The organism is Micromonospora sp. NPDC051543 (assembly GCF_044454415.1).
Classification (GTDB): Bacteria; Actinomycetota; Actinomycetes; order Mycobacteriales; family Micromonosporaceae; genus Micromonospora.
The window spans coordinates 20,304-46,968 of record NZ_JBITDT010000020.1; the positions used below are offsets into that span (position 1 = coordinate 20,304).

At 67.4% G+C, this 26,665-nt stretch carries 33 protein-coding genes, 3 tRNA genes and 2 pseudogenes; 32 read left to right on the forward strand and 6 right to left on the reverse strand.

Features of this window, described 5'->3' with window-relative positions; translation table 11 throughout:
- The first annotated feature begins 129 nt into the window (after positions 1–129).
- The gene (locus ACIA3K_RS27780; RefSeq protein ID WP_396804599.1) at positions 130–1,209 is read left to right on the forward strand and encodes a hypothetical protein; all 1,080 of its coding nucleotides are present in this window, start codon (positions 130–132) and stop codon (positions 1,207–1,209) included.
- Between the two features lie 126 nt (positions 1,210–1,335).
- Here the strand turns inward: ACIA3K_RS27780 and ACIA3K_RS27785 are convergent, their stop codons facing one another.
- Positions 1,336–1,755 carry a GntR family transcriptional regulator gene (locus ACIA3K_RS27785; RefSeq protein ID WP_396804600.1) on the reverse strand — a complete coding sequence of 140 codons (420 nt, stop codon included), beginning with the start codon at positions 1,753–1,755 and terminating at the stop codon, positions 1,336–1,338.
- 350 nt (positions 1,756–2,105) lie between these two features.
- Here ACIA3K_RS27785 and ACIA3K_RS27790 point away from each other — a divergent pair, with 350 nt between their 5' ends.
- The 5 genes from ACIA3K_RS27790 (at position 2,106) to ACIA3K_RS27810 (ending at position 4,714) form a co-directional block, all read left to right on the forward strand.
- Positions 2,106–2,231 (forward strand): hypothetical protein, encoded by a 126-nt coding sequence (locus tag ACIA3K_RS27790; RefSeq protein ID WP_396804601.1) that lies wholly within the window; start codon positions 2,106–2,108, stop codon positions 2,229–2,231.
- Positions 2,232–2,306: 75 nt separating this feature from the next.
- Positions 2,307–2,642 (forward strand): hypothetical protein, encoded by a 336-nt coding sequence (locus tag ACIA3K_RS27795; protein ID WP_396804602.1) that lies wholly within the window; start codon positions 2,307–2,309, stop codon positions 2,640–2,642.
- Positions 2,643–2,733: 91 nt separating this feature from the next.
- The gene (locus ACIA3K_RS27800; protein ID WP_203149201.1) at positions 2,734–2,979 is read left to right on the forward strand and encodes a precorrin-4 C11-methyltransferase; all 246 of its coding nucleotides are present in this window, start codon (positions 2,734–2,736) and stop codon (positions 2,977–2,979) included.
- A gap of 149 nt (positions 2,980–3,128) precedes the next feature.
- Entirely contained in the window at positions 3,129–3,950 is an 822-nt protein-coding gene (locus tag ACIA3K_RS27805; RefSeq protein ID WP_396804603.1) for a GntR family transcriptional regulator, read from the forward strand.
- The gene (locus ACIA3K_RS27810; RefSeq protein WP_396804604.1) at positions 3,938–4,714 is read left to right on the forward strand and encodes a glycosyltransferase family 2 protein; all 777 of its coding nucleotides are present in this window, start codon (positions 3,938–3,940) and stop codon (positions 4,712–4,714) included. The genes ACIA3K_RS27805 and ACIA3K_RS27810 overlap by 13 nt, the downstream gene beginning before the upstream one ends.
- Here ACIA3K_RS27810 and ACIA3K_RS27815 read toward each other — a convergent pair.
- Positions 4,704–5,147 (reverse strand): hypothetical protein, encoded by a 444-nt coding sequence (locus ACIA3K_RS27815; RefSeq protein WP_396804605.1) that lies wholly within the window; start codon positions 5,145–5,147, stop codon positions 4,704–4,706. The two genes, ACIA3K_RS27810 and ACIA3K_RS27815, sit on opposite strands and share 11 nt — an antisense overlap.
- A 981-nt stretch (positions 5,148–6,128) precedes the next feature.
- Here ACIA3K_RS27815 and ACIA3K_RS27820 point away from each other — a divergent pair.
- The 8 genes from ACIA3K_RS27820 (at position 6,129) to ACIA3K_RS27855 (ending at position 12,646) form a co-directional block, all read left to right on the forward strand.
- Complete coding sequence (locus tag ACIA3K_RS27820; protein WP_396804606.1) at positions 6,129–6,524, forward strand: transcriptional regulator; 396 nt, start codon at positions 6,129–6,131, stop codon at positions 6,522–6,524.
- A 148-nt stretch (positions 6,525–6,672) separates the two neighbouring features.
- On the forward strand, positions 6,673–8,295 hold the full coding sequence (locus ACIA3K_RS27825) for an FtsK/SpoIIIE domain-containing protein (protein WP_396804607.1): 1,623 nt from the start codon (positions 6,673–6,675) through the stop codon (positions 8,293–8,295).
- Entirely contained in the window at positions 8,292–8,546 is a 255-nt protein-coding gene (locus ACIA3K_RS27830; protein ID WP_396804608.1) for a hypothetical protein, read from the forward strand. Before ACIA3K_RS27825 ends, ACIA3K_RS27830 begins: the two co-directional genes overlap by 4 nt.
- Before the next feature lie 3 nt (positions 8,547–8,549).
- Entirely contained in the window at positions 8,550–8,741 is a 192-nt protein-coding gene (locus tag ACIA3K_RS27835) for a hypothetical protein (RefSeq protein ID WP_396804609.1), read from the forward strand.
- On the forward strand, positions 8,738–9,280 hold the full coding sequence (locus tag ACIA3K_RS27840; RefSeq protein WP_396804610.1) for a DUF2637 domain-containing protein: 543 nt from the start codon (positions 8,738–8,740) through the stop codon (positions 9,278–9,280). Before ACIA3K_RS27835 ends, ACIA3K_RS27840 begins: the two co-directional genes overlap by 4 nt.
- A complete protein-coding gene (locus ACIA3K_RS27845) occupies positions 9,277–11,031 on the forward strand; it encodes a replication initiator (RefSeq protein ID WP_396804611.1) in 1,755 nt (584 codons plus the stop codon). Before ACIA3K_RS27840 ends, ACIA3K_RS27845 begins: the two co-directional genes overlap by 4 nt.
- The gene (locus tag ACIA3K_RS27850; protein ID WP_018784531.1) at positions 11,028–11,213 is read left to right on the forward strand and encodes an AlpA family transcriptional regulator; all 186 of its coding nucleotides are present in this window, start codon (positions 11,028–11,030) and stop codon (positions 11,211–11,213) included. Before ACIA3K_RS27845 ends, ACIA3K_RS27850 begins: the two co-directional genes overlap by 4 nt.
- A complete protein-coding gene (locus ACIA3K_RS27855; protein WP_396804612.1) occupies positions 11,210–12,646 on the forward strand; it encodes a tyrosine-type recombinase/integrase in 1,437 nt (478 codons plus the stop codon). Before ACIA3K_RS27850 ends, ACIA3K_RS27855 begins: the two co-directional genes overlap by 4 nt.
- Before the next feature lie 11 nt (positions 12,647–12,657).
- Here the strand turns inward: ACIA3K_RS27855 and ACIA3K_RS27860 are convergent, their stop codons facing one another.
- Entirely contained in the window at positions 12,658–13,179 is a 522-nt protein-coding gene (locus ACIA3K_RS27860) for a hypothetical protein (RefSeq protein WP_396804613.1), read from the reverse strand.
- Between the two features lie 230 nt (positions 13,180–13,409).
- On the opposite strand from ACIA3K_RS27860, the gene ACIA3K_RS27865 reads away from it, so the two are divergent.
- Entirely contained in the window at positions 13,410–13,751 is a 342-nt protein-coding gene (locus ACIA3K_RS27865; RefSeq protein ID WP_396804614.1) for a hypothetical protein, read from the forward strand.
- A 318-nt stretch (positions 13,752–14,069) separates the two neighbouring features.
- Complete coding sequence (locus ACIA3K_RS27870) at positions 14,070–14,552, forward strand: hypothetical protein (RefSeq protein ID WP_396804615.1); 483 nt, start codon at positions 14,070–14,072, stop codon at positions 14,550–14,552.
- Between the two features lie 9 nt (positions 14,553–14,561).
- On the opposite strand, the pseudogene ACIA3K_RS27875 reads toward ACIA3K_RS27870, so the two are convergent.
- Positions 14,562–14,978 (reverse strand): annotated as a pseudogene (locus ACIA3K_RS27875) (integrase); the annotation flags it as partial.
- On the opposite strand from ACIA3K_RS27875, the pseudogene ACIA3K_RS27880 reads away from it, so the two are divergent.
- Positions 14,965–15,436, forward strand: a pseudogene (locus tag ACIA3K_RS27880) (HAD family hydrolase); the annotation flags it as partial. The pseudogenes ACIA3K_RS27875 and ACIA3K_RS27880 overlap by 14 nt on opposite strands.
- A gap of 16 nt (positions 15,437–15,452) precedes the next feature.
- Here the strand turns inward: ACIA3K_RS27880 and ACIA3K_RS27885 are convergent.
- The gene (locus ACIA3K_RS27885; protein WP_396804616.1) at positions 15,453–15,953 is read right to left on the reverse strand and encodes a DUF4145 domain-containing protein; all 501 of its coding nucleotides are present in this window, start codon (positions 15,951–15,953) and stop codon (positions 15,453–15,455) included.
- Between the two features lie 810 nt (positions 15,954–16,763).
- Between ACIA3K_RS27885 and ACIA3K_RS27890 the strand changes: the two genes are divergently transcribed.
- Positions 16,764–17,297 (forward strand): GNAT family N-acetyltransferase, encoded by a 534-nt coding sequence (locus ACIA3K_RS27890; protein ID WP_396804617.1) that lies wholly within the window; start codon positions 16,764–16,766, stop codon positions 17,295–17,297.
- A gap of 30 nt (positions 17,298–17,327) precedes the next feature.
- Here the strand turns inward: ACIA3K_RS27890 and ACIA3K_RS27895 are convergent, their stop codons facing one another.
- Positions 17,328–17,852 (reverse strand): hypothetical protein, encoded by a 525-nt coding sequence (locus tag ACIA3K_RS27895; protein ID WP_396804618.1) that lies wholly within the window; start codon positions 17,850–17,852, stop codon positions 17,328–17,330.
- A gap of 7 nt (positions 17,853–17,859) precedes the next feature.
- On the opposite strand from ACIA3K_RS27895, the gene ACIA3K_RS27900 reads away from it, so the two are divergent.
- From ACIA3K_RS27900 to rplA, 14 genes are all read left to right on the forward strand, one after another.
- Entirely contained in the window at positions 17,860–18,027 is a 168-nt protein-coding gene (locus ACIA3K_RS27900; RefSeq protein ID WP_396804619.1) for a hypothetical protein, read from the forward strand.
- Positions 18,014–18,550, forward strand: coding sequence for a S1 RNA-binding domain-containing protein (locus ACIA3K_RS27905; protein ID WP_396804620.1), 537 nt, complete (start codon positions 18,014–18,016; stop codon positions 18,548–18,550). The genes ACIA3K_RS27900 and ACIA3K_RS27905 overlap by 14 nt, the downstream gene beginning before the upstream one ends.
- Before the next feature lie 660 nt (positions 18,551–19,210).
- Positions 19,211–19,384: a hypothetical protein gene (locus ACIA3K_RS27910; RefSeq protein ID WP_396804621.1), complete on the forward strand. Its 174-nt coding sequence runs from the start codon at positions 19,211–19,213 to the stop codon at positions 19,382–19,384.
- Positions 19,385–19,442: 58 nt separating this feature from the next.
- Positions 19,443–21,968, forward strand: coding sequence for a putative bifunctional diguanylate cyclase/phosphodiesterase (locus ACIA3K_RS27915; protein WP_396804622.1), 2,526 nt, complete (start codon positions 19,443–19,445; stop codon positions 21,966–21,968).
- 92 nt (positions 21,969–22,060) lie between these two features.
- Positions 22,061–22,133: transfer RNA gene (locus tag ACIA3K_RS27920), tRNA-Thr, on the forward strand.
- 24 nt (positions 22,134–22,157) lie between these two features.
- A tRNA-Met gene (locus ACIA3K_RS27925) sits at positions 22,158–22,230 on the forward strand.
- 132 nt (positions 22,231–22,362) lie between these two features.
- Positions 22,363–22,530, forward strand: a complete 168-nt coding sequence (gene rpmG, locus ACIA3K_RS27930) for a 50S ribosomal protein L33 (protein ID WP_341717669.1) — start codon at positions 22,363–22,365, stop codon at positions 22,528–22,530.
- Positions 22,531–22,655: 125 nt separating this feature from the next.
- Complete coding sequence (locus ACIA3K_RS27935) at positions 22,656–23,102, forward strand: MaoC family dehydratase N-terminal domain-containing protein (protein ID WP_396804623.1); 447 nt, start codon at positions 22,656–22,658, stop codon at positions 23,100–23,102.
- A 1-nt stretch (position 23,103) separates the two neighbouring features.
- The gene (locus ACIA3K_RS27940) at positions 23,104–23,496 is read left to right on the forward strand and encodes a MaoC family dehydratase (protein ID WP_396804624.1); all 393 of its coding nucleotides are present in this window, start codon (positions 23,104–23,106) and stop codon (positions 23,494–23,496) included.
- A 197-nt stretch (positions 23,497–23,693) separates the two neighbouring features.
- Positions 23,694–23,766: transfer RNA gene (locus ACIA3K_RS27945), tRNA-Trp, on the forward strand.
- Positions 23,767–23,980: 214 nt separating this feature from the next.
- Positions 23,981–24,373, forward strand: coding sequence for a preprotein translocase subunit SecE (gene secE / locus ACIA3K_RS27950; protein WP_396804625.1), 393 nt, complete (start codon positions 23,981–23,983; stop codon positions 24,371–24,373).
- 39 nt (positions 24,374–24,412) lie between these two features.
- Entirely contained in the window at positions 24,413–25,135 is a 723-nt protein-coding gene (gene nusG / locus ACIA3K_RS27955; RefSeq protein ID WP_355053308.1) for a transcription termination/antitermination protein NusG, read from the forward strand.
- A 187-nt stretch (positions 25,136–25,322) separates the two neighbouring features.
- Positions 25,323–25,754, forward strand: a complete 432-nt coding sequence (gene rplK, locus ACIA3K_RS27960) for a 50S ribosomal protein L11 (RefSeq protein ID WP_355053307.1) — start codon at positions 25,323–25,325, stop codon at positions 25,752–25,754.
- 78 nt (positions 25,755–25,832) lie between these two features.
- Positions 25,833–26,549: a 50S ribosomal protein L1 gene (gene rplA / locus ACIA3K_RS27965; RefSeq protein WP_355053306.1), complete on the forward strand. Its 717-nt coding sequence runs from the start codon at positions 25,833–25,835 to the stop codon at positions 26,547–26,549.
- The last annotated feature ends 116 nt before the right edge of the window (positions 26,550–26,665 follow it).

Genomic DNA, 26,665 nt, shown 5'->3' on the forward strand with positions numbered 1-26,665 from the left:
CTCCAGTCGGATGAGCTGCTTATTACCCGTTCTGGCACGCCCGGCATTGCCTGGTCAGGCGCTCAGGCAGTTGGCGATGCGGCTATAATCCCGTCCGGATTCGTTATTCGTCTAAGGGTTGATCCCAAAGTGGATCCCAACTACTTGGCCGCCGTCCTGAGTCATCCAGGCTGGCGGCTGCTTACAGCCGCTCTGGCGGCAGGAAAGCGGCAGGATAACCTGAGTCAGGAGCAGCTAGTTGATGTTCACATTCCCGTTGTCGGAGGCGATGCACAGGACGGCATCGCACGCCGATACGAGGATGCGCTTCGGCGGATCGAGGAGATTTATCGGAGCGAAGAGGATTTCGCGAAGGTCTGTGATGAAGTTCTTTCTGGATGTGCAGGGCTGACGCTCTCTTCATCTGCGCGTAATCAGGTTCAGCAGGCCCGAATAGCATTGGCGGATGTTGCTGAGACCAGAGGGCTTCGCCTCGATAACCGATGGCATGGTCCTGAGAACTCGGCGGTGCGGTCGTCTCTTTCCGCAATCCCTATACGCCGACTGGGTTCGCTCCTAATGAGCGGCCCTAGCAAGGGCAGGCAACCCACCTGGACGGCTGAGGAGGATGCTGATGACGATACCCCTCGGGCGATCGCTACGGCGACAATCCAAGCCGGGACAATTAACTGGGAGAATGCCAAGCTGACAACCGAGAGGTCTGTTAGTCTTTTCCCAATCACTGATGGCGATTTGCTTGTGGCTATGGATGGGGATGGCTCCCTAGGGAAGGCTGCCGTCTACCGTGGCGATTTGCCCGCTACGGTCGACTCGCATATTTCACGATCCCGAGTGAGAGGCGGTGAAGACACTGCCGATGCGCTGAGCTGTTATTTGAACAGTACGTGGGGCAAGGTGCAGACGACGAGTCTCATGACCGGTGCAACAGGCCAGACTCAGCTGAGCGCCACCGATCTTAGAGATGTTGCGATTCCCGTGGCGGTCATCGACCGAGCAACGGTAATTGCCGCCGCCTACCGGGAAGCTTTGCGACAGTACGAGCCCATTGTCCGGCGGGCTCGGAGGGTCATCTGCGAAGCATCCGCGGATCTGACCCGGCGGCTCTTAGCCGAGGGTGTTCTACGGTCAAGCGAGAACGTGGCAAAGTTTGAGGACCCCTCGTACCTGCTCAGCACCTTCGACCTGTTGTATACGAGGGCTTGGCGATAAGGCGAGGCTCATGCGTGACTGATGGAGGTGTTGGTGCGTGTCTGAACGCTTGGCCGCTGCGGCATCGGTGCGGTTGCATCGAAAGTGGCGCATCCAGCGTTTGTAGCGGAGTCCTGGCGGCCGGTTCTATTGGTCGCTCCTGGGGGCCCGATATGCCCTGATTACCTCCTCTGTCCTGCCTCCGTCTCGTATGACGCTCTCTTGTACAATCAGGGGTGCACCGACCTCGATATTAAAGATAAAGGCTAGGTCCGAGTCGGCTGCGATCTCGCTTTCCCTTATGTGTTGGCTGGGCCGATTCGAATGGCGGCCGTGGGGGCGGGTGATCGCGTAAGTGCCCCTGCCGTGTTCGGTGGTCACTAAGCCGTCGTCCCGTAGGACAGCTATGGCCTGACGAATCGTGCCGCGTGCCGCTTCGAACTCGACGGCGAGGGTGCTCTCGGCCGGCAAGAGGGCTCCGGGTGGGATCAAGCCACTCTCGATGCGCTTTCTCAACTCTTCGGCGATGACGCGGTAACGGGGCTGTCCGTAGTGCGGGGTGGGCACCTGCTCACCGTACCTGGCACTTGTCTTACCAAGTGCCAACCAAGTGACCCGTTTTGACGTCTAGACAACTCGTTCACTTGTAGATACGTTTCCTGTTGTGCGGCTGGGGTGACGGCTCGTGTCAGGGGTGGCCTCGCGCCGGCCCTGGTCGCACCTGATGCGCGGCGTCCTGTCGGACCGGTTGCGGTAGCCGCGCGTACAAGTTGGCTCGGCGATACCCGACCCGTCCGGCGTCGGACGGTGCGCCGTGCCTTCATCCGGGCCGGTGGCCGGCTGCATTCCCCCGTGGCCGGCCACCGGTCCCCGTCTACCTGTGGAGGTGCGATGCCCGGCTCCCATCGTCGACACCATTGGCTTTCGTCCTGGTGGCCTCGGAGACGCCCATCTGCCCGGAGTACCAGCAGCAACGGTCGGTCGAGTCCTCGCGCGGCTTCTACAACCTCCTCGCCTTGGTGGTCGACGGGCGCCACCCGTAAATTGCCTGCGCTCCGGTATGCGCCCTTGATGACGCGAGGCCAGCTCTACCGAGGCAACGGCGGGCGGTGGCCGCGATGAGTCGTCCGATTAAGCCGGCCGCCGTCACGAGCCACCCGGACTGGTGCGCCCCGGATCGCTGCGGCTACCTGGTGCCGCCGGTGATGACCCATATGGCCCGTCGTCACCGCGGCCCAATGCAGCGGGCCGGCGACAGTCGGGCGGGCGGGCTCGTCGTCACGTACCTCATCAGCAGTGAGTCCCTGGGCGGTCCCATGATCGGCGTTCACGTGACGTGCCGCGCCGGGAACGCCTGGGCGGAGTTGTCCTTGCCGCAGGCAGCCCAACTGGTCGAACAACTTCGCGGATCGTTGGCACAGGCCACCGGGCAGCAGGGAGCCGGCGATGAGTGAGGGTCCTGCAACCCCAGCGGGCCCACCGCAGCCGTCGATCGCTCCGGTCGTGTGCCCGGTCTGGTGTCGAGGTTGTGGACCTAACGACCCGATGCACCGCGGGCTTCTCTCCACCATCGGACGGGAGCGGACCGGCTGGGTCACCGTCCAACTGGTCGTTGACCGGTTCGCCCGCCGGGACCTGGCCGTGAAGCTCGACGCGACCCGATACGGCGCGACGCAGACCGTACTCCTGTCGCCCGCGCAGGTGGACCGGCTCATCGACGAGCTGGTCTACGCCCAGCTGGAGATGCTGACACCGGCAGAAGGCGGCGAGCGGGCCGGAGAGACGCGGTGAACGCCAATACCCGTCGGGGCTCAGCCGTTCCTCGTACTCCTGGCCTGCGCCCTGCGCGGCCACCGCGAGCAGCGGTAGCCGTACCGCCGGTTCCCGAGCGGCCCGCCGGCGGGACCACCTGGCAGACGTTGGAACGTCTAGGGGGTACGGTGACCGGTGTGCATGGCCGGGACTGGCGCCCTCGCTACCTGCAACTCGCGGAAGAGTTGCGGGCGAAGATCATGGGCGGTGAGCTGGCTCCCGGGACGCTGATGCCGAGCGAGACCGAGTTGGCCGAGACGTCGGGCCTGTCGCGCACGAGCGTCCGCAACGCCATCCGGCAGCTCCGCGAATGGGGCCTGGTCCGCGCGGAGCAGGGGCGTGGCACCTACGTGCGGGCACCCCGCCAACGGGTACGCCGTCGCAACGCCGAGCGGTACCAGTGGGAGAAGGAACGCGTCCTGCTCGACGAGGACGAGCGGCTCAAGACCGGCGCCACCGAGCATGACACCGGCCTGACCGTCGATGATCTCAAGTTCCACTCCGAGTACTCCCGGGTGGAAGCTGATGCGGAGATGGCGGCGGCCTTGCAGGTCGAGCCGGGTACGCCACTGCTGCGCCGGGTCTACTGGACGTCTTCCAAGCACGAGAACGCGCCGCTGACCATGTCGTACTCCTATCTGCTTTACGAGCTGGTGGCTGCGAACCCGGACCTGCTCGACGAGAGCAAGGAGCCGTGGCCCGGCGGTACACAGCATCAGCTCTACACGCTCGGCATCGAGCTGGACCGCATTGACGACGAGATCCGGGCACGTCCGCCGTCGCCAGACGAGGCCGAGTTGCTGGACATCGACCCGGGCGTGTCCGTGCTCACGGTGCGGAAGACCTCCACCGACACGACCGGCCGGATCGTCGAGGTCGCCGACGTGGTGATGCCAGGCGACCGCACCGAGCTTGTCTACTCCCACACACTCCAGCGGTGGAAAACTTGACGCAGCTCGTCTCGGTCATCACCCCGGTCCACGCGCCCAGCATCGAGCACCTGGCTGGCGCCTACGAGTCGTTGGCCAAGCAGGAGATGCCTGACGGCTGGGACTGGGAATGGCTCGTCCAGGAGGACGGGCAGACCGGCGCCCTGGTCGACGTGCTGCCCGACGATCCCCGGATCAGTCTCGGCACCGGTCGTCCCGGCGGGCCTGGGGTTGCCCGTACCCTCGCGCTTGCCCGCGTCTCCGGGCAGCTCATCAAGGTCCTGGACGCCGACGACCAGTTGACCCCCGGCGCCCTCGCCCGGGACATCGCCGCGTTCGCCGCGCACCCGCAGATCGGCTGGACCACCTCGCGGGTACTCGACCTGCTGCCCGACGGGTCGACCGCCGGTTGGGACAAGGACCCGGCCGGCGGGATCGTCGACCGTGGTGCGGTTCTGTCCTTCTGGCAGGCCAATGACTACCGGGCGTCGGTGCATCCGGCGACGTTGTGCCTGCGGCGGGATCTCGTCTTCGCCCTAGGCGGCTGGATGGCGCTGCCCGCCTCCGAGGACACCGGCCTTCTACTCGCTGCCAACGCCGTCAGCGACGGCTACTTCACCCGCGAGTACGGGCTGCTCTACCGCAAGTGGCCCGGCCAGGTCACCAGCCAGGCTGCGCACCGGGAACCGGCCGAGTATCAGGCACGAATGAGGATCATCGAGGCCAGAGCCATCGCCCTGGCCTCGATGATCTCGAACGGCTTCGGCGGTAGCGCTACGGCGTAGCTTCGTGCCCCGGCATCCCGTGGGTGCGCCGCCGCTCCTTCATCTCCGCCTCGAAGATGTGCCGCCGACCGCCGGCCAACTTCTCCCGCGCGTCCCGCTCGATCTCCTGGAACGCGGCGTAGTAGCCGTCGTCGAACTCCTCCACAATCTGGAACGTCCAGCGGCCTGGTAGGACGTTGCGACCCAGGAGCTCATGTTCGACCCGGTCGGCCATCTCGTCGTGCCCGGCCTCACGGAGCAGCTTCACGACCCGGTCCAGGGTGAGATCCGCACCGCCGACGAGCTGGTGCGCAGAGTAGAGGTGCCCCCGCACTCGATGGATCGTCTCCAGCGCCTTGCTCAACTCGCCGAGAGCTTCGACAGTTCTGTCGTCGACACCGGCTGGCCGCGAGTGCTCTTGATCGACAGCTTGCCCCGCTTGCTTGTGTGCCATGGCCACCTTCATACCCGACGGGCTCGCTTCGATGCTGCCTGCGTTATTCAGGGCCTAGCGGCCAGGGTCATACATTGAATTGCAGTCAAGGTCAAGTAAGGGCGCGGTGCCGATTGCGCGAATCTCTCCAATTATTCTTCCCCGTTTGAATCTGTCTGTACTTCACTTGCCAGTAACCCGGTTATGTGTTTATGATCTCCGCGAGGTCAAACTCAACCGAACCCTGCGCGCACCGCTGGAGATTCGCTTTCAACGATCAGCGTTGAGAGCGATTAACTCATGCCCGCATAAGGAGAGGTGAAGTATGACCAACGTAAGAAAGGGTTCGAAGCCTCGGAAGGCTAGAGGCGGTGCCCCGAAGAGCCGTACGTGGCACCCGCGGCCTGAGATGGAGCGCTTGAGCTGGTACTTCAAGCTCATCGCCCCGACCTTGACGTGGTTGATCATGGATTGGCTCAGGAGTGGGCTGGCGGGCCGACCCGCCAGTTAGCGGGCCGACCCTCCGGACGGGTCTCCATCCTTTGCTCTCTGACCCGGGCGCGGATGGAGGCCCGTTTCCCGTGTTGATGCAGGATCATTGAATCTCTGACCAACACGCCTGTGGTCGAGGGTTGAACGCGTTGAACGTTCAACGCACCTCAACTTCTAAAACTCAGGTTTTGGCAGTGCTGCTACACCGTACAACCTCATCCGCGTTATTGGCTACTTCATGGGGCATCGCGGTAGCGAACCGTCGAAGTTAACGGCGGCACGGGAAGTTCGTCCGCAGTGCGGGTTGCCAGCGTCTATCCGCATCTGCCCAGCCAGTTTCGTTCGCTATCACCGCTTCGCAAGTCCTGATTGCTTGAGCGGATGGCGGTGGCTTCTGTCGTGTGGAGCACTGCCCGCGCCCGCCTCAGGGATGCCTGTTGACTTGTCTGCCAAGTGCCGTCTACCTTGGACGCAGCTTGGCAGACAAGTTAACAAGTTGGAGGTTGAGCGATGGCTCTGCGCGGCGGTACGAGGTTCGCGGTGCGGTGTGAAGACGTGTTCCCGGCGGGGTGCGCGTTGGTGCCCGAGTCCCTGGGCGAGGTCGAGGACTACGACGAGAAGACCGGTCGGCGTAGCCCGGCAAAGGACAAGGTGACCGGCCAGCGGGTGTGGCAGGTCCGGGTGATGGACCTCGACCCGGAGCTGGGGAAGCGGTCCCGGGAGACGACGGTCAAGATCTCCGCCGACTACCAGCCGGTCCCGCCGACGGGTGCCCCGTTCGAGGCGGTGGAGTTCGAGGGCATGACGGTCACGCCGTACGTGAGCAACAACAACCGGATGGCGTACTCGCTGCGGGCGACCGGGATGCGTGCCCCGGCGGGCGTGGCGACGAAGGCGGCGCAGTAGCCGCATCTGGTGGGGGCGGGGCTGTCAGGTCTTGGCGGACGGCAGCCCCGCCCTCTGTCTCTTTCCCCTGCTCTGTCGAGAGAGGTAGTGACATGTCCAAGGGTATGCCTGCCGTCCTGCGGCGGCCCACAGTGGCGGGTGCGCGGTGATGCGCCGGCCGCGTGGCGAGGTCGTGATGACCGCCGCCGGGGACCTGATGGTGATCCGGCCGCGTCGGCTGGAGCTGCCGGTCTGGCTGATCGCGCTCGGCCTGGTGCTGCGGTGGCTGTGGCGCGGCCTGTGGTGGTGCCTTCGCCACCCGGTCGCCGTCGGCCTGGTCGTGGCCGGGGTGAGCCTCTACCGCGAGTTCGGGCGGGCCGGCGTGATCGTGCCCCTGGTCCTGGCCGCCGCCGTGTCGGCGCTGTGGCGGTGGCGGCACGAGTCGTCCTGGTGGACCTGGTGCGCCGGTCCGATCCTCGGACGGTTCCGTCAGCTCTTCGTCTACCGGCGGGCCTGGCGTGAGGCCATGATCCTCTGCGGCCTGGCCAAGGTGTACGACCATCGCACGGTCCTGCCGGAGCTGCTGCGGGTCCGCTCGGATCAGGCGCTCGACGTGCTGACCATCCGCATGGTCCGCGGGCAGACGCCGGAGGAGTTCCAAAAGGCAACGGCAAACCTGGCGTACGCCTTCGGCCGGCGGCACGCCCGGGTCTACTCCGAGCGTCCCGATGACCCGCCAATCCGGTCGGGCTATTGGGCGCTGGTCCTGGGCGCGGTGGACCGGCTGCGGTTCCGGGATCGGCCGTCGGTTGTCTACCTGGTGGTGGTCCGCACGGATGCGCTGCGCACGCTGGTCGACCCATTCGACGTTCCGTCGGTGCCCGACTTCACCGCCCTGCCACTGGCGCGGCGGGAAGACCTGCGGCACTGGTGCCTGCACCTGCTCGCGACGCACGTCCTCATCGGCGGCGCCACCCGCTCGGGGAAGGGCTCGGTGCTGTGGTCGTTGGTTCGGGTCCTGGCCGGCGGGATCTCTTCCGGGCTGGTCCGGCTCTGGGTGATCGATCCCAAGGGCGGCATGGAGTTCGCGATGGGTCGGCCGCTGTTCGCCCGGTTCGCCTGCAAGTCGTTCGAGGCCATGGCCGACCTGCTCGACGAGGCCGTGACGGTGATGCGGGAGCGGCAGGCCCGGCTTGCCGGCGCGGTGCGGGTGCACACTCCGACCCTGACTGACCCCCTGGTCGTGGTCGTGATCGACGAGATGGCGGCACTGACCGCGTACCTCCAAGATGTTGACCTGCGCAAGCGCGTCGCCGGGTCGCTCGGGCTGCTGCTGTCGCAGGGTGCCGGCGTTGGTGTGCTGGTGGTAGCCGCGTTGCAGGACCCCCGCAAGGAGGTACTGCCGTTCCGGGACCTGTTCCCGACTCGAATCGCGCTCGGCCTGACCGAGGCCGCTCAGGTCGACCTCGTGTTGGGCGACGGTGCCCGCAACCGGGGCGCCCTCGCCGACCAGATGCCGCGATGGGCCAAGGGCGTCGGGTACGTCATCCTCGACGGCACTCCCGAACCGGCCCGGATCCGCTTCTCCTACATCTCTGACGACCACATCCGGGAGTTGGCCGCCGAGTACCCGGCGCCGGCCGACGCGGCGGACATCCTCGCCCAGGTTGGCCGGGAGACCGCCACCGAACCGGCCCGGCCGTCCCTGCCCCGGCAGCGTCGCGGACCCCTGCTACCGGACTCGCTGCTGACCTTCCTCGACCGGGACGCCGACGGGGGTGAGCCGCGGTGACCACCCCGACCTTCTACCGGCTGCGCGCTCCGGGCACCGACGGCTCTGCCGGTACGGCCGTGTCCGTCCGCGTCGACCCCGACCGGCCCGACCCGTACCCGGTCTATCTCGCTGTCGGCGGCGGCCGGCGCCGCATGTACCTGACCCCCGACGAGGCGTGGGCGCTGTGGCGCTGCCTCTCCGAAGCGGTGGCCTCCCTCGGCGAGCCACCCGAGCACATCCGTACCCGCGTCGCTCCGGCCCGGAGGTAACCGATGTCCCTCAAGAGCTTCTTCCTCGGCACTCACCGCCTCAAGCCGCTGCACATCGACCTCGACGGCTCCCCGGACCGACTCGCCGCCGCCTTGCATGGCCTGGCGCACATGGTCCGCCGCCGCAGTGACCTCGACGGGCAGCGCATCCGCATTACCGTGACCATTCGCATCCCGGAAGGCGAGTTCGAATGATCCGCCACCGAGCCGAGTCGGGCATCCGGGTGCTGATCCTGCTCGCCATCGGCATCATGGCCGGCGCCGCCGCCTTCACCCACGTCCACGACCTGACCGTCGCCCACGGCCAACCCGACTGGATCGGCTGGGCCAACGCCGTAGCCGTCGAGCTGATGGCGATCTACCTCGGCCTGGAGATCCGCGCCCGCCGCCGTGATGGTCGGCCCGTCGGCCTGGTCGGCGTGCTCTTGATCGCGTTCGCGCTGCTCTCCCTCGCCGCCCAGGTCGCCGAAGCCGAGCCGTCCGTCTGGGGCTGGATCGTCGCGGCCGTGCCGTCGCTGGCCTTCCTCGCACTGGTCAAGGTCGTGCTGTCCAGCGCACCCACCACCCCGCCGGCTCCCGAGCCCGACCAGCCGCAGGGCGATTGGTACGACCAGCCGCAGTCTGTCGAACCCGCGCCGCCGGCTCCGGTGATGCCGCCGGCATCAGTCGCGGTACTGCCTCCGGCCGGTGTCGTCCCGTCCAACCGGCCGCAGGTCGTTGGGATCATCCGATGACGGCTCCGACCCTGCCCGGCCTCGAACCCGCCCGGACCCCGGTTGCTCCTCGGCCGGGGTCGCGGGCGGCCCGCATGGCGCTTCCCCGCTCGATCGACGTGCTCAAGGACATCGCCATCGAGTACGGCGTCTGCGTTCGCCCGCTCGCCATGCGCCGCATCGACCTCGACACCGGCCTGACAGAGGTCATCGACCTGCCCTGCGGCGCGATCCGCGAGGACAAGTGCCCGCCGTGCGCCAAGAAGAACCGCCGGCTACGGCAAGCCCAGATCCGCGAAGGCTGGCATCGGGCCGACGAACCGCTACCCGGCCCGGAACCCGCAACCGAGGCGCAGAAGTCCCTGATCCTGTTCCGCGCACACCTGGAGTTCTCCCGCGACGAGGCCGTACGCGCCGCCCAGTGGGACCAGGTGACCGACCTCGACGAGGCAATCCGCGAGGTAGAGGAAGCCATCGCCGCTGAGGGCCTGCGCGGGCGCATCGGACCGCCGCACGCCACCGACGATGAGAACCAGGAGGACGAGCCCGGTTCACGGCGGAAGCGCTCAACCAGGCGACGCCAGGATGCTCCAGAGCTGCCCCGACGCAAGGTCGAGCGGCGCACCGTCGGCAAGACCTACACCGCCCCGGACGGCTCCACCTACCAACCGTCGATGTGGCTCACGCTCACCCTCGACTCGTACGGCCCGGTCCGCCCCGACGGCACCCCCGTCAACCCCGCCAGGTACGACTACCGCCGCGCAGCCTGGGACGCCGTGCACTTCCCCCGGCTCCTCGACCGGTTCTGGCAGAACCTCCGACGGTGCGAGGGCTGGAACGTCCAGTACGCCGGCTGCGTAGAGCCGCAACGCCGGCTCGCCCCACACGCCCACTTCGCCATCCGGGGCACCATCCCTCGGGACGTGCTCCGCACCGTGGCGGCGGCGACCTATCACCAGGTGTGGTGGCCCTCGGTCGACGTCCAGCGCTACACCCTCGACCGGCTCCCGGTCTGGGACGAGCAGGCGGCGGCATGGGTCGACCCCGGCACACGCGAGCCGTTGACCACCTGGACGGAAGCCCTCGACGCCATCGACGACGACCCGGACGCCGAGCCTGTGCACGTCGTCCGCTTCGGCGCCCAGGTCGACGCCCGCGGCGTCATGCCCGGCACCGAGGACGCCGAACGGACGATCCGGTACGTCACGAAATACATCACCAAACACACCGGCGACGTGCACAAGGCAACCACCGACCGGCAACGCAAGCACCTCGACCGGCTCTGGCAGCAACTCCAGCTCACCCCGTGCACCGACCGGTGCGCCAACTGGCTGCTCTACGGCGTCCAACCGCGCAAGGCACACGCCAAGCTCAAGCCCGGCCGCTGCAAGGGCAAGGTCCACCAGCGCGACACCCTCGGCATCGGCGGCCGGCGCATCCTCATCTCCCGCGACTGGTCCGGCAAGACCCTCGCCGACCACAAGCACGACGCGCGGGCCTGGGTGCGGGCACTGCTCGGCGTCACCACCGACGGCACCCAGCTCGTCGACGACCAGGCCGACACCACCGAACGGGTCCGGCACGCCTGGGAACTTGCCCGCCCCGACGACCCCGACGTCGGCCCGATGACACACCGGCTCATGCGGTCGATCAGCGAACGCGCCCGCTGGCGCTCCGAACTGCTCGCCGCAAAAGACCGGGCCGCGCAGGGGCCCTCAGATCTTTCGGCAACTCAGCACAGCGCACAGAACGACGGGGAGGAAACGCAGTGAACGAGGAGTTGTTGACCGTGCCGGAAGTGCTCGCCGAGCTGCGCGTACCGCGCTCGACCTGGTTCTACTGGAGGCAGACCGGCAAGGGGCCACGTGTCATCAAGCTCCCGAACGGGCAACTGCGGGTCCGCCGGTCGGCGCTCGGTCGGTGGCTCGGTGAGCTGGAGCAGGACGCGGCGTGAAGAGCTACGAGGTCCAGATCTGGGAGATCGGCAAGCGTGCCGACCGGAAGTCTCGGCCGTGGCGGGTCCGTTGGGCGGTGAGCGGCCAACGCTTCGAGGACATGTTCCGTACCAAGGCCCTGGCGCACTCGTTCCGCGCCGAGCTGGTCCAGGCGGCCAACGCGGGGGAGCCCTTCGACCCGGCCACCGGCCGACCGGTCTCCGAGGCCAGAACCAAGAACCCCACCACCTGGTACGCGCACAGCCGCGCGTACGTCGAGATGAAGTGGCCCCGGGCGGCGGCCAAGACCCGGCGCTCGATCGTCGAAGCGCTGACCTCCATCACGGTCACCCTGATCCGCCCGGCGAAGCGGGGCCGACCGACTGACGTCCTGCTCCGGGAGGCGCTGTACCTCTACGGCCTCAACCCGCGCCGCTGGTCCGACGAGATCCCGACCGAGCACGCGGCGGCCCTCGCCTGGCTGGAAACCGCGTCCCTCCCGGTCGTCGAACTGGACTCGCCCGCGATGGTCCGCCGCGTCCTCGACAGCCTCTGCGTACGCCTCGACGGCAAGCCCGCAGCTGCCTCCACCGTCCAGCGGAAGCGGGCCACCTTCTACAACGTGCTCGGGTACGCCGTCGAGCTGGACCTGATCGCCTCCAACCCGGTCGACAAGGTCCAGTGGACCGCGCCCGAGGTCGCCCAGTCCATCGACCGGCGGGTCGTGGCGAACCCCGCCCAGGTCGCCGCGCTGCTGGAGGCGGTGAAGTCTCTCGGCAAACGCGCCGACAAGGTCAGGGCGTTCTTCGGCTGCCTCTACTACGCGGGCATGCGCCCCTCGGAAGCCGCGGACCTACGGCGGGAGGACTGCGACCTTGCCTGCCGGTGTGCCGACTGCGGGGCAGACTTCGACGACCTGGCGGCGGTCAAGCCCTCCCGATCCTGCGACCACGAGAAGATCGAATATCGCTGGGGCCGCCTGGTGCTCGCCGGCACCTCGCCACGCGCCGGCTCTCACTGGACCGATGACGGCGGCTCCCACGAGCGGCGCGGCCTCAAGCACCGTGGGAGGGCCGAGACTCGGACGGTCCCGATCCCGCCCCGGCTCGTCGAGATGCTGTGCGCGCACGTCGAGAACCATGGGGTCGGCCCTGACGGTCGGTTCTTCCGGGGCCTGCATGGCGGGCCGCTCTCCGAGTCGGTCTACGACCGGTGGTGGAAGCTCGCCCGCGAGAAGGCGCTGACCGAATCGCAGGTCGCCTCGCCGCTCGTACGCAGGCCCTACGACCTTCGGCACGCGGCGGCGTCGCTCTGGCTGAATGCCGGCGTCCCGCCGACCGAGGTGGCCCGGCGCCTGGGCCACGGCGTCGCCGTCCTGCTCCGCGTCTACGCCAACTGCATCGACGGCGGAGACGACACCATGAACGACAAGATCGGCGACGCACTCGGATGAGAGCCCGCGCTTCAGTCCTTCTCAGCGGTCGTAGCGTCGCCGAGGAGGCGCCGAGCTTCACCGACGACGTCCGCGTCGATATCCCTGGTTGCGGTGCTGGTGTGGGGTTGCCAGTCGTGGATGGCGGCTACGAGGTCGTAGGCGTTGTCCAATGCGATCAGTTCGGCTGCCAGGGGAGTGCCGTCGTAGGAGATGTATCGGTAGGCCCAGGAGGTGAGATCGCGAGGCGCGATCGTCTGTGCGAGCAGTCGCCGGGCCATAAGTCGGAGGGCTTCCTCCTCGCTCTCGCGGCTTCCCTCACCGTAGTAATCCAGAGAGAGTTCGGACAGCGCGCCTTCGAGCCAACGCCGCAGCTCGTCATTTTCCTCGCCCTTCGCCAGCGAGATGCCAGCGAGGATCCCGAGAGTCGGGCTGTCGATACCCGCGGTGAGGCAGTCGCAGGCAGCTTCGATCACCTGAGCCGCGGTGCCAGAACCGACGCTCCAGAAGACAGCGGCGTCCTGGAGGCGAGCGAGAGCATCCTGATGGAGCATCGCTCCATGATCCGGCAGCACGCCCACGCTGTCGCTGGCTTATCCGCAGCTCGTCCGCCAGCCCTACGACCTGCGGCACGCGGCGGCCTCGCTCTGGCTGAATGCCGGCGTCCCACCGACCGAGGTAGCCCGGCGCCTGGGTCACGGCGTCGCCGTCCTGCTCCGCGTCTACGCCAACTGCATCGACGGGGAGACGACACCATGAACGGCAAGATCGGCGATGCGCTCGGATGATGTTGCAGTTCAATGCCACTATCGTCCCCGTGGCAAAGAGTCATGAACGTCAGCGAAGCATTATGCGCGCCCTCGTCGCAGCAGGCGCGACCTGGGCCGCAGCGTCTGCTGGTTTCGCAGACGTTCCGTCTGGTTTCCAATCGATCATGTCGGGCATCGCTGCTGTCCTCACGGCCGGCACGGTGGCCTTCGGTGCTGAAAAGTCGGCGCCGGTGGCCGACCTCAAAAAATTTCGATACTGCAAGGTGAACACGCGGTTGAGGCACTTCGCCTGGGCGCAGGTGCTAGGGCAGAACTCGGCTCTCAAAAAACCCGTGATGGTTGGGTCTGGACTGTAAGAGCAACCGTCGTGGGCGTGGGCAGATGATGGGCGGCCAGCCCTCCCGAGGTTGGACCGGGAAGAAAAGACGCAGCTCAGCACGGCCGACCGGCACAAGATCGCTGACGCCCTGTAAATCCGTCGCGAAAGCTACAGAGGTTCGAATCCTCTACCCGCCACCAGGTGCAGAAAGAGGGCTCTGACCAGCGATAACGCCGGTCAGGGCCCTCTTTCGTGAGTCTCGCTCAGTCTCGCTCTGGCCCGCTCGATCTCGCTGGCTGAGTCACATGCGTGTCACCGCCCGATCTTGCCCCTGGCCTCCCGGCAGGATGTGCGGATGGCGTGGGAGTGGTTGGCACCGGCCGGGACGGCCTTCGGTGCAGCGGTTGGAGCGTTGGCGGTCGTTGTCAGTGGGCAACTTGCTTCCCGGTCGGGGGTTCGAGCTCAAGAGATCCAGCTAGAAACGCTCAAGCATCAGACCGCAGCGGAGGATCGCCGCGCCCTTGTAGCAGCCAAGCAAGTGCTGTACAGTAAGTTCCTCGCCGAGGTCGAAGTAACGTTCGTTGCGGCCCTCGACGTTTCCTTGCTCGCCGACGCGCCCGAGAGGCAGCAAGCGGCAAAGGTATCGATGTGGGAATCTGCCCAACGGCTCTTGGCGCTTCAAGCGGAGATTGCCGTGTTGGCCGGCCCGTCGGTCTATACCTTGACGGCCAAGGTGCTAAATGCACTCGATGGCTTGGCCAAGGGTTCAACGCCCGAGGCCTTCTCAAAAGCGAAAGCCGATGTGGTTCACGCCCTTCACAAAGATCTGATTTCCTAGTTGTACCGGTCACCACGTGTTTGCGTTCAACGCGGCCTCAATGCGGCGTTTGGCCGCCTCGTCTTGGCCATGAACGCACTTCGCGTAGACCCGCATGAGGACGTGCACGCTGTGCCCGGCCCACTCGGCGACCTGGGTAGCTGGCACCCCCGCGTTGAGCCAGAGTGACACGGCGGCGTGCCGCAGGTCGTACGGTCGCCGGGCCAGCGGGGAGCGCTGTTGAGCCGGGGTGAGCACCTTTGCCCGTGCGTCGCGCCACGCCTTCCCGTAGGTGTTGTTCGGGATCGGCTGTCCGGCGGTGGGTACGTACCGCCCGCCGGGGCCCCGTCGGGTCACGAACAGCTTGCCGTTCGATCCCGGCGGGTACTCCTTGATGTGGTGGTCGAGCAGTCGCACGAGCGGCGGCGCCACGGGTACGCGGGTGGTGGAGGATGCGCTCTGCGCGGCCGAGCGCCGGGCCGTCGAGACTGCCGAGCCAACGCCGTACGGCCGTGAGGTCATCGTGGCGGCTCGGCAAGCCGGGATGCCGGTGGCGGCAGTCAGTAACAACTCGGCGGACGCGGTGACGGCCTACCTCGTAGCGCACAGGCTCGCCGAGTACGTCTCGCCGGTGGTCGGCCGGGCGTACGCCGAGCCGGACCGCATGAAGCCCAACCCGGAACCGATCCTGCAAGCCGTGCGCTTCCTCGGCGAGCCGGCGGCCCGGTGCGTGCATCGGTGACTCGCTCTCGAACATCGAGGGAGCGCGGGCCGCCGGGGTGCGTGTCATTGGCTACGCGAATCGGCTGTCCAAGGTTGAGATGTTTCGAGCGGCCGGGGCGGACGCGGTGATTACCAGCATGGGGGAGGTCGCCACCGCGTTGATGGATCAGTCGAGGGGTTGAGGGCTTGCAGCCGGCGTCACTTTGGTGGGCGGACAGGACGGGACCGAAGCATGCGGGCTGGAAACTCGTAAAGTGCCTCGATCAGGTGATGCACGAGTTGGCCCGCAAGCTCCGCCTGCTCCTGAGACAGCGGAGGCCAGTCTTCCTGATGCGTCCCGGCATCTCCGATCACCTTGATCGTGTCTATGTGCTCTCCGAGCGCAATCAGAAGCGGGTTGCCCTCATATAGCCGCTTGAGCTTGCCGGTGAGGGTCCGCTCTGACTTGATTTCCTGCCCGCCCTTGTCGTCAGCGATCACAGCTAGGGCAGACCGAAAGCGGCCCGCAGCTGCGTTCGGCGCCTGAACGGCCAAGCAGCGCAAGCCCTCCGCGTAGGCGTCGCGTGCCTTGTCAGGCAGCCCGGCGTCAGGGTCGATGCGCTCCGCTGCGTTGGGCGTTGGCCACCAAAAGATCGGCTGTTCAAGGTTGTAGCTGGTCACGCCCCGGGTAGTTGTCCGCGTCCCGCGCTCGATGACCACCGTCCCTCCGCTACAGACACCGCAACGCGCCACCAGCACCCATGTGTGGTCGTCCACGTGAGTCTTGGTGGATCTTCCGAATGCTGCTGCGATAGTGCCGCATCGCGGGCAGTTGGCTCGCGCCTGATCACTCTGAGGTGGCCCAATGAAGGAAGTCATGACCTGCCTTGCTTCTGATGTGTTCAGCGATACAGCATGGCAGAGCGGTGCGACAGTCAGCCGCACCTTTCTGGTCAGCCCTTGGCCGTCTTGGGTCACATGCGTGTCACTCCACCTATGTGGATCGGCGTTTGTGCTGGTCAGAGGCTCGGGCTTGGCGCTCTGTAAATCCGTCGCGAAAGCTACAGAGGTTCGAATCCTCTACCCGCCACCAGGTGCAGACACGGCCCCTGACCAGCAGAGATGCTGATCGGGGGCCGTTGTCGTTTCTCGGACGGAGTCCGGCTGAATCCAGCCATGTCGACAACTCGAGAGAGGCGACACCTGACCGACAAGATCAGCGATGCCGTCGGATGAGCCACCGTGCCCGTCGTGGCGCTCGGCTGGCCAGAATGTTCGAGTGATGACAGGAATGGTCGGCCTCGTGTTCGTACTGGGCTCCGCCGCGCTCTTCGCCCTGCTGTACGTGGCTGCGTCACTGTGGCGGTCGCTGAGGCGGGGGGTTGCCGCTTTGCCGCGCGCCTTGAAGTCCCTGACGGTCGAGCCACCTCGGGGAGGGGCCTTGAACGACTCCCGGGATGTGTGGCCGATGCCGAAGGATGACTGATCGGAGACGTACTCGGTCGATCACGAACCTCTGGGGATGAGCCGTTGAGCAGCGAGTATGACGAGGTGCTGGCCAGAACGGAACGTCTCGTCCTGCGGGAGGTCCGCTCAGCCGACCTGCCGGTACTCGGGCGGATGTGGCAGGACCCGGTGATGCGGCGCTACCTCGGCGGTCCGTTGTCCGATGAGGTGTCGAACGACCGTCGGATGGGTGACCACACGGGCGGGCTGATGGTGGCGAGGAGTTCCGGCGAGACCGTTGGCTGGTGCCATCTCGGCCGGTACCGAACGGGCGATACGGAATTGTCGTACGTCTTCCTGCCGGAGTGGTGGGGGCGGGGCTACGCCCGGGAGGGGTGTGCGGCGGCCGTCGGTCTTGCGTTCGTCCGATTCCCGGACGCGCCCCGCCTGGTCGCCGTCACGCAGGAGGCGAACCGTCGGTCGGTCCGCCTCCTGGAAGCACTCGGCATGGTCCTGGTCGACACCTTCGAGGAGTTCGGCGCTTGCCAGGTGATGTACGCGATCGATCGCCCGTGGGCAGCGCCGGGGCATGGGCAGATGGTGGGCACCGGGATGTGAAATCGTCAGACGGCGACGAGAACTAGCAGCTCAGCCGTAGCCGAGAAGGCGCCGAGCTTCAACGACGACGTCCGCGTCGATATCGCTGGTTGTGGTGCTGCTGTGCGGTTCCCAGTCGTGGATGCCGTCTACGACGTCGTAGGCGTTGTCCAAGGCAATCAGGTCGGCTGCCAGGGGAGTGCCGTCGTAGGAGATGTATCGGTAGGCCCAAGAGGTGAGGTCACGGGGCGGAATGGTCTGTGTGAGCAGCCGCCGGGCCATGATTCGGAGGGCTTCCTCTTCGCTCTCTCGGCTCCCCTCGGCGTAGTACGTCAGCGAGAGTTCCGACAGCGCCACTTCGAGCCAACGCCGCAGCTCGTCGTTCTCCGCGCCCTTCATCGGCGAGATACCGGCGAGGATCTGGAGAGTCGGGCTGTCTATGCCCGCAATGAGGCAGTCGCAGGCGGCCTCGATCACCTGGGCCGCGGTGCCGGAACCGACGCTCCAGAAAACAGCGGCGTCCTGGAGGCGAGCGAGGGCATCCTGACCGAGCATCGCCACATGATCCAGCAGCACGCCCCCGTTGTCGCTGGCTTATCCGCAGCTCGTACGCAGGCCCTACGACCTGCGGCGCGCGGCGGCCCTGCTCTGGATGGATGCCGCGACCGAGGTGGCCCGGCGCCTGGGCCACGGCGTCGCCAACGGCGGCGACGACACCAGGAATGACGAGATCGGCGATGCAGTCGGGTGAAGGGTTGGAGCTTGTGGGGCGGAGGGATGACGAGAGTGCGCGGCTGACACTGGAAGCGCTTGAGCGCGGCCAGGTTGCCACTGGCGTAGTCGTCGATATCAAGAACTTCGGGGTCTTCGTAGACATCGGCGGCGTGATCGGCATGATCAACTGCGCGGAGCTGACCTGGAAGTACTTCGATCACCCCAACGACGTTGTGGGCCTGGGCGAGCGGCTTGCCGTGATGGTGCTCGACGTCGACCTCGACCGCGAGCGGGTGTCGCTGTCGCTCAAGGCGTTGCAGCCCGACCCGATGGCCGATTTCGCGCGGGTGCATCTCGGAGCCGTCCTGCGCGGCGAGGTGACTCGTGTCGTGCCATTCGGTGTCTTCGTCGCCGTGGGGGATGGCATCCAAGGGCTGGTCCACGAGTCTGCCCTCGACCGCACTCCTGAAGTCGGTGACACGTTGTTGGTGGAGGTCGTCGACATCAACCTTGTCCACCGGCGGGTCCGTCTCCTGCCGAGCGGGCAGAAGCCGTCATGAAATCCTGCCGAGCGGGCAGAAGCCGTCATGAAATCCTGCCGAGCGGGCGGAAGCCGTCATGAAACGGGAAGCACCGATGTTGGGCTCTCCGCGGTGGGCGCGGCCAGATGGAGCATCTGGCGAGATCGAACGGGCAGGTGCTGGACTGTTGCATCAGCCCGGGCGTGGCCGAGTCGGGCAAATGGTCGGCTGCTTCGACGTTGCGCTTACCCACACGTCGTCCGGCGGGGTGCTCCCCACCTTTCCCGCCCGGCGACCTGCGGCACGACCGCTGTCGGCCGGAAGGAGGGCGAATCGGTCGCGCCAGCCTCCTTGTGTCTTTGCGTGAAGAAGGTATGGTGGTCGATGTCTGGGCCGCGTCGGTGCGCCTCCAGGCCATCGGATTCGTCACGGAGAGCGACCGGACGGGATTGGACAGCAACCCCCCTTCGACCCCTTGGGTGAATTGTGCTGTAGGTCGCATCAAGCGCTGGGTGAAGCGCTGATGTCGCAGGAAGGGGCCCTGATCTGGCCCGGCTTGTGGAGGCGTACTAGGCCGAAGGTCGCGACCTCGCCAACGCTCGGACGGGTACGAACATCACCGCTTTCCTGCGTACCTTGCGTGTGGCACGATCGTGGAACCTCCACCATCCCTGTGACACTTCCCCGACAGGAGCCAACATGTCTGGTCGAAGGCTGGGCCGGTCACTCGGCTCACTCCTCGTGCTCGCCGCTGTCCTCGGTGGACTGATCGGCGCCGACGCCCTCGCTAGCGGGGGCTACGTCCAGATGTCCGACGTCGTCTGGGGCGCGGGTCTGGGCGATGTCGTGTGGGGTGTGGCCGACGCGCGGTGACTAGGGGCGTCGCCCGTGAGGGCAGCCCCGACGGGCGGCGTCTTTCAGAGGGAGCGGTATGGCCGAGCGGGACCAACGGCGTAAGTCCACGGACCACGCTTGGCTCATTACTGGTCCCTTGGCCCTGTTCGCCATCCTCTCGTGCACGGCGATCAGCGTCATCTCCGATCGTCCCTACGGGGACTGGGGACTGGCGTTCCTGATCTTCCTGGCGATGGCCGGGATCAGCATCCCGGTGCTGAATTTCGTCGTCCGGCGGCAGTCCGTGGGCGTGACGCTCACGGAGATTCCCCTCGTGGTCGCGCTGTTCTTCCTGCCGCCCTTGACGGTCGTCCTGATCTACACGCTCGCGTCGTTGGTCTGGAGCGCTCGCCAGCGCTTCCCTCCCGCCAAGTTCTGGTTCAACGTCGCGCGGGCCGCGGCGGCCACGTCGCTGGCCGGCCTGCTCCTGCTGCGGCTACCCCCGCTGCGCGACGTGGGTCCCGGGACGTGGATCAGTCTCTTCCTCGCGGTCAACGCCATCACCCTGGTCAGTCTCGTCTCGGTGGTCGGCGTACACGTCCTCCTTCAGGGCTGGCAGGCTGGCCGGGAGGCGCTGCGGACGACCCCGTCGGTGTTCCTCACCACCTCGATCAACGCCTCCGTCGGTCTGCTCGTGCTGATCGCGTTGCGCGAGACCTGGTGGTCGGCGCTGCTGTTGGCGGCCCTCTTCGCCGCGCTCGCTCTGGTCTACCGGTCGTACGCCCAGTTCTTCCGGCAGCACCGCACCCTGACCGGGATGTACGACCTGGCCCGGTTGATCACCACGAGCGGTGCCGACGCGGCGCTCGCCGACGTCCTGCTCGACCGGGTCCGTGCTCTCATGCAGGCGGAGTCCGCGACGCTCTGGCTCCCCGCCCAGGGGCGGCATCCGGAGGTGCTGTTGACAGCCCGGGTCGACACGCCGGGCCTGCTCGACGTCGCCCCGACCCCGTCGATCCTCCGCGAACGTGCGCGGGACCTGGCGAAGACCCTGTCGATGGGGCGCCTGCTGGGTGACGAGGGGGCGCTGCGTCACGAGATCAGCGCCAGCGAGATCAAAGATGTGATCGTGGTGCCGCTGCGCTCCGGCCAGGCCGTGATCGGCACCCTGGAGGTGGCGAATCGGCTCAGCGACATCGGGCACTTTGCCCCCGGCGACATCCCCATCTTCGAGACGGTGGCGGCGCACGCGGCGGTGGCGCTGGAGAATTCGCGACTTGTCGACCGCCTGCGGCACGACGCGTACCACGACACCCTGACGCGGCTGCCGAACCGACGGCGCATCACCGCCGCCCTGGACGAGTCGGTCAAGATCGGCGCGCCCGACGAGGTGGTGGCGTTGCTGCTGTTCGACGTCGACGGGTTGCAGCAGGTCAACGAGTCCCTCGGCCACGCTGCCGGCGACAAGGTGCTCGTCGAGGTCGCCAACCGGCTACGGGCGAGCGCTCCGTCGTCGGCTCTGGTCGGTCGCGCGGGCGGCGACGAGTTCCTGGTGACCCTCCGGTTGGAGAGCGCCGACGCGGCACTCGAACTGGCCGAACAGCTGCGCGACCAGATCCGTGACGAGATGGTCTTCGACGCGCTCACCCTCGACGTGAACACCGCCGTGGGTGTGGCCGTACACCCGGATCATGGCAGCGATGCCGCGACCCTGCTGCTCCGGGTCGACCTGGCGGCGAACGCCGCCAAGTCGGTGCCGGGCAGCGTGCTGTTGTTCAACCCGGGCCTGGAGTCCCGGTCGTTGCGCCGGTTGGGTCTCGCCGGGGACCTGCGCCAGGCGTTGGACCAGGGCGAGCTGGAGGTCTACTTTCAGCCGAAGGTGACCCTGCGGGACCGGCGTCTGGTCGGTGTCGAGTGTCTGGCCCGCTGGGAGCATCCGACGCACGGCACCGTCGCTCCTGAGGACTTCGTGGCGGTGGCCGCGCACACCGGCCAGTTGAGTCGGCTCACCGAGGTGGTGCTCCGCGAGGGGCTGCGGCGCAGCCGGGACTGGGCCGAGGCCGACCAGCCGTTGCCCATCGCCGTGAACCTCGCCGCCCGCACGCTCACCGACCAGCACTTCCCGGACCGGGTGCAGGAGCTGCTGGCCGAGTACGGGGTGCCGGCGCAACGCCTCACCCTGGAGATCACCGAGTCGGGCGTGCTGGACGGCACCGACCGGCCCATCCCGACGCTACGTCGGCTCCGCGACCTCGGCGTCCGGTTGTCGGTGGACGACTTCGGCACCGGTGACTCCTCGCTTGCCCACCTGCGCCGGTTGCCGGTGCACGAGGTGAAGGTGGACCGCTCCTTCGTGCAGGGCATGGCCACCGACCCGGGGGACCTGGCGATCGTCAACGCGGTGGTGACGCTCTCCCAGCAGTTCGGCCTGGCCGTGGTCGCCGAGGGTGTGGAGAGCGAACTGACCCTGGAGCTTCTTCAGGACATCGGGTGCGAGATCGGTCAGGGCTTCCTGTTCAGTCGGCCGCTGCCGTACGAGCGACTGGCCGCCTGGTTCGGCGCTCAGGTGGACCCGGAGACGATCTCCGGCGGAGAGCTTCCACGCCTGCGTGTGGTGCCCTGAGCTGGGCATATAAGGCCGCCGGGGATCCGATTTCACCTGCCGACCCCTGCCGTGTATTCTACTTCTGCGCGCCCCACGGGGAGATCGCGCAGGCCCCCTTAGCTCAGTCGGCAGAGCGTCTCCATGGTAAGGAGAAGGTCTACGGTTCGATTCCGTAAGGGGGCTCGAGGGTTCAGCTGGACCCACCGCGGCGGTGTAGCTCAGATGGCAGAGCAAGCGGCTCATAATCGCTGTGTCGCCGGTTCAAGTCCGGCCACCGCTACTCTCGTCTTCCGGGCTGGTTCCCGGTGGTCGTTGAGATGGGCGCCACTGGCGCCCACTTTGCATGTCCGCGCAGTCAGCGTCTAGGCTGACGCGTCGTAGTTGTTTCCGTTAGCGAGGAAGGCACTCCGCCGTGGCGAAGGCTACCGATGTCCGGCCGAAGATCACTTTGGCGTGTGTGGAGTGCAAGGAGCGCAACTACATCACGCGCAAGAACCGCCGGAACGACCCCGACCGCATCGAGATGAAGAAGTTCTGCCCGCGCGACGGCCGGCACACGGTTCACCGCGAGACCCGCTGACCGCCGGCCGGTACGCACCGGCCGTCGTCGAAGCCTTTCCAACCGCCGATCTGACCGGTCGGGCGCGGCATCGCCGCAGCCTGCCGACCAGATCGGCGGTTGTGCTTTCCGTGTAGGTTCGCGGCATGTCCCTGGACCCTTCCTTCGTCGGCCGCACGTACCCGCCGACCGCCCCCTACCAGGTGGGCCGAGAAAAGATCCGTGAGTTCGCCACGGCCATCGGCGCCACGGACGCGGCTCACCACGACCCGGCCGCGGCGCAGGCCCTGGGCCACCCGGACGTGGTCGCCCCGCCGACCTTCCCGGTGATCGTCACCATGGCCGCGACCCGTCAGATCATCGAGGACCCGGACCTGGGCGTCGACTACAGCCGGCTGGTCCACGGCGACCAGCGGTTCGCGTACAGCCGGCCGGTGGTCGCGGGCGACGAGCTGGTCTGCGTCAACACCATCGAAGAGGTCAGCAACCGGGGCGGGCACGGCCTCCTCACCACCCGCACGGACGTGAGCACCGTCGCCGGGGAGCAGGTGGTCGCCGTCTGGGCCCGGTACGTCATCCGTGGAGAGGCCTGAGATGGAACTGCCAACCAAGACGTTCCGCGTGACCCGGGCGGACCTGATCCGCTACGCCGGCGCCTCGGGCGACTTCAACCCGATCCACTGGAGCGACCGGGTCGCCACGAAGGTGGGACTGCCCGGGGTCATCGCGCACGGCATGTTCACGATGGCGCTGGTCGGCCGGGCGGTCACCGAGTGGGCCGGCACGCCCGACGCGGTGGTCGAGTACGGCGTCCGGTTCACCCGGCCGGTGGTGGTCCCCGACGACGACCAGGGGACCGAGATCGAGGTGACCGCGCGGGTCCGCGAGGTGACCGAGGAGGGCCTCACCCGGCTCGAGGTGACCGCGACCTGCCTGGGCGACAAGGTGCTGTCGCAGGCGCGCGCGGTCATCCGCACGGAGCGCTGAACCGAGGCCGGACGCGCGCGGGGGCAAGGCGGCCCGGCACGCTGAACTAGGGCCGCGCGGCGCGCTGGATCGGCTTCGCCACGCGTGGCGGGGAGACCGGTTGGGAAAGTCGGGCGCCTACCCGTACACTGGTCCGCCGTGGGGCAAGTGACCCCTGCTCGGTCGTCTGTGACCGCGTGGGGCGAGTGTTGCCGCACAGGGGTGTAGCTCAATTGGCAGAGCAGCGGTCTCCAAAACCGCAGGCTGCAGGTTCAAGTCCTGTCACCCCTGCGCCTCAGGCCTGACCGTTCCCGTGGGTCGCGCCGCCGACAAGGCGGCGTCCGGCCCGTGGTGGTGGCGCCGGCGGGGTGGTTCCGAGGCAATCGGAGCTCCCCGGTCGGACCACCGGCCGCGGCCCGTCGCGGGACGGTTGGGTCCGGCCGGCGTGACCAGCGCCGCGTACGCCGCCCGGCGTGCGACCCGAGATTCCGCGACGGAGGGCGAAGTGGCCGACAACAAGCGGCGCGGCGAGGACGCCGGCGACGATCGTCTCGACGACGAGATCGTCGACGACGTAGCCGACGACGACGCCACCGGCGCGGACGAGCCGGTCTCCCGGGGCGGCACCGCGACGCGGTCCCGCGCTCGGGCGGAATCGGCCGACAGCCGGCCGACCACGAGGTCGGAAACCGGTCGGGTGGGCGTGTTCGGCCGCATCGCCCGGTTTTTCCGCGAGGTCGTTGCCGAACTGCGTAAGGTCATCTGGCCGACCCGCAAGGAGTTGCTGACGTACACCGCCGTGGTGGTCACGTTCGTCGCGGTGATGCTGACGATCGTGGGTCTGCTGGACTACGGCTTCGCCAAGGCCGTGTTGTTCGTCTTCGGCAACTCGGACTGACCGGCTGTCTCCAGCCGATAGTGACGGAAGTGAGCGAGCGTGCCTGAGTACGACGAGACCGCCGGAGAAGTGGACGAGCAGTCCACGGTCGCGACGGCGGCTGGTGACGAGTCGGTTGAGGCCGCCAGCGAGCCGGAGTTCCCCACCACCGAGCCTGCGCCGGACGAGGACTACGACCCGGTCGCCGAGCTGCGGCAGAAGCTGCGTTACGCGCCGGGCGACTGGTACGTGGTGCACTCGTACGCCGGTTACGAGAACAAGGTGAAGACCAACCTCGAGACCCGGATCACGAGCCTCGACATGGAGGACTTCATCTACCAGGTCGAGGTGCCGACCCGGGAAGAGGTCGAGGTCAAGAACGGTAAGCGTTCGCAGGTCCAGGCCAAGGTCTTCCCGGGCTACATCCTGGTCCGGATGGAGCTGACCGCCGAGTCCTACTCGTGTGTCCGCAACACCCCGGGTGTGACCGGCTTCGTCGGTGCGACGGACCGGGCTGACCGGCCCGCGCCGCTGTCGCTCGACGAGGTGCTGAAGTGGCTGGCGCCGGCCGTCGAGACCGAGCAGAAGAAGGCGAAGCCGGAGATCAAGGTCCTCGACTTCGAGGTCGGCGACTCCGTCACCGTCACCGACGGCGCGTTCGCCTCGCTGCCGGCCACGATCAGTGAGATCAACGCCGACCAGCAGAAGCTCAAGGTGCTGGTGTCGATCTTCGGCCGGGAGACCCCGGTGGAGCTCAACTTCAACCAGGTCGCCAAGATCTGATGGTCGTCGGCGGCGGGCCCAGCCCGCCGCCGACGTCGGCGTACGCCCTCCCGCTCGACCTCGGCGGACGAGCGGGCTGCGGCGTGCGCTACTCTTGAACGTCGCCGCTGTCGCATCGCGCTGACCGTGCGCGCCCGCCGCGGCGGCGACGGCCGCATTTTCCCAGCTCCAAGCCCCAGGAAGTGACATGCCTCCGAAGAAGAAGCTCGTCAAGACGTTCACGCTTCAGCTGCCGGCGGGCCAGGCCACGCCGGCGCCGCCGGTCGGCCCCGCGCTCGGTCAGCACGGCGTGAACATCATGGAGTTCTGCAAGTCCTACAACGCGCAGACCGAGTCCCAGCGGGGCGACATCGTCCCCGCCGAGATCAGCGTGTACGAGGACCGGTCCTTCACCTTCGTGCTGAAGACCCCGCCCGCCGCCCGGCTGCTGATCAAGGCCGCTGGTGTGCAGAAGGGCTCGGGCGTCCCGCAGGCGACCAAGGTCGGCTCGGTCAGCCGCGCCCAGCTGCGTGAGATCGCCGAGAAGAAGATGGCCGACCTCAACGCCAACGACCTGGACCAGGCCGAGAAGATCATCGCCGGCACCGCCCGGTCGATGGGCATCACCGTCAACGACTGACGTCGGCTTTCGCCGACGACCCGATCGTGGGAGGGCTCGCGCCGAGCGGCCCGCCAGAGACCACAGGAGTAATCAGCAATGCAGCGCAGCAAGAGCTACCGCAAGGCCGCCGACGTCATCGACCGGTCGAAGCTCTACACCCCCGCCGAGGCCGTGAAGCTGGCCAAGGAGACCACCAACGTCAAGTTCGACGCCACGGTCGAGGTCGCCATGCGCCTCGGCGTCGACCCCCGCAAGGCGGACCAGATGGTCCGCGGTGTGGTCAACCTGCCGCACGGCACCGGTAAGACCGCCCGCGTGATCGTCTTCGCCAGCGGCGCGAAGGCCGAGGAGGCCGCCGCGGCGGGTGCGGACGAGGTGGGCACCGACGAGCTGGTCGCCCGTATCCAGGGTGGTTGGCTCGACTTCGACGCGGCGATCGCCACGCCGGACCAGATGGCCAAGATCGGCCGGATCGCGCGGATCCTGGGCCCGCGCGGTCTCATGCCGAACCCGAAGACCGGCACGGTGACCATGGACGTCACCAAGGCGGTGCAGGACATCAAGGGCGGCAAGATCACCTTCCGGGTGGACAAGCACTCCAACCTGCACCTGATCATCGGCAAGGCCTCCTTCTCGGAGAGCCAGCTGGTGGACAACTACGCCGCGGTGCTCGACGAGGTGCTGCGGGCCAAGCCGTCCGCGGCCAAGGGCAAGTACCTCCGCAAGGTCATCCTCACCACCACGATGGGCCCGGGCGTTCCGGTCGACCCGAACCTGGTGAAGAACCTGACCGAGGACTCGGCCGACGCCTGAGCCGACTCATCGCTCCACCGGGGCGGGGGGGGCGGCCGGGGGGGCCGGCCCTGCCCCCCCCCCACGACCAGGTCGAAGCCGTGCTCGGCGAACTGCACGGCCAGCTCGTATCCGAT

Coding starts and splice junctions, on each gene's coding strand:
- ACIA3K_RS27795 (WP_396804602.1), top strand. CDS start 2,307: ATGAGTCGTCCGATTAAGCCGGCCGCCGTCACGAGCCACCCGGACTGG.
- ACIA3K_RS27800 (WP_203149201.1), top strand. CDS start 2,734: ATGCACCGCGGGCTTCTCTCCACCATCGGACGGGAGCGGACCGGCTGG.
- ACIA3K_RS27815 (WP_396804605.1), bottom strand. CDS start 5,147: ATGGCACACAAGCAAGCGGGGCAAGCTGTCGATCAAGAGCACTCGCGG.
- ACIA3K_RS27820 (WP_396804606.1), top strand. CDS start 6,129: ATGGCTCTGCGCGGCGGTACGAGGTTCGCGGTGCGGTGTGAAGACGTG.
- ACIA3K_RS27825 (WP_396804607.1), top strand. CDS start 6,673: ATGCGCCGGCCGCGTGGCGAGGTCGTGATGACCGCCGCCGGGGACCTG.
- ACIA3K_RS27835 (WP_396804609.1), top strand. CDS start 8,550: ATGTCCCTCAAGAGCTTCTTCCTCGGCACTCACCGCCTCAAGCCGCTG.
- ACIA3K_RS27840 (WP_396804610.1), top strand. CDS start 8,738: ATGATCCGCCACCGAGCCGAGTCGGGCATCCGGGTGCTGATCCTGCTC.
- ACIA3K_RS27845 (WP_396804611.1), top strand. CDS start 9,277: ATGACGGCTCCGACCCTGCCCGGCCTCGAACCCGCCCGGACCCCGGTT.
- ACIA3K_RS27860 (WP_396804613.1), bottom strand. CDS start 13,179: ATGCTCCATCAGGATGCTCTCGCTCGCCTCCAGGACGCCGCTGTCTTC.
- ACIA3K_RS27865 (WP_396804614.1), top strand. CDS start 13,410: ATGATGTTGCAGTTCAATGCCACTATCGTCCCCGTGGCAAAGAGTCAT.
- ACIA3K_RS27870 (WP_396804615.1), top strand. CDS start 14,070: ATGGCGTGGGAGTGGTTGGCACCGGCCGGGACGGCCTTCGGTGCAGCG.
- ACIA3K_RS27905 (WP_396804620.1), top strand. CDS start 18,014: ATGCAGTCGGGTGAAGGGTTGGAGCTTGTGGGGCGGAGGGATGACGAG.
- ACIA3K_RS27910 (WP_396804621.1), top strand. CDS start 19,211: ATGTCTGGTCGAAGGCTGGGCCGGTCACTCGGCTCACTCCTCGTGCTC.
- ACIA3K_RS27915 (WP_396804622.1), top strand. CDS start 19,443: ATGGCCGAGCGGGACCAACGGCGTAAGTCCACGGACCACGCTTGGCTC.
- ACIA3K_RS27935 (WP_396804623.1), top strand. CDS start 22,656: ATGTCCCTGGACCCTTCCTTCGTCGGCCGCACGTACCCGCCGACCGCC.
- ACIA3K_RS27940 (WP_396804624.1), top strand. CDS start 23,104: ATGGAACTGCCAACCAAGACGTTCCGCGTGACCCGGGCGGACCTGATC.
- rplK (WP_355053307.1), top strand. CDS start 25,323: ATGCCTCCGAAGAAGAAGCTCGTCAAGACGTTCACGCTTCAGCTGCCG.
- rplA (WP_355053306.1), top strand. CDS start 25,833: ATGCAGCGCAGCAAGAGCTACCGCAAGGCCGCCGACGTCATCGACCGG.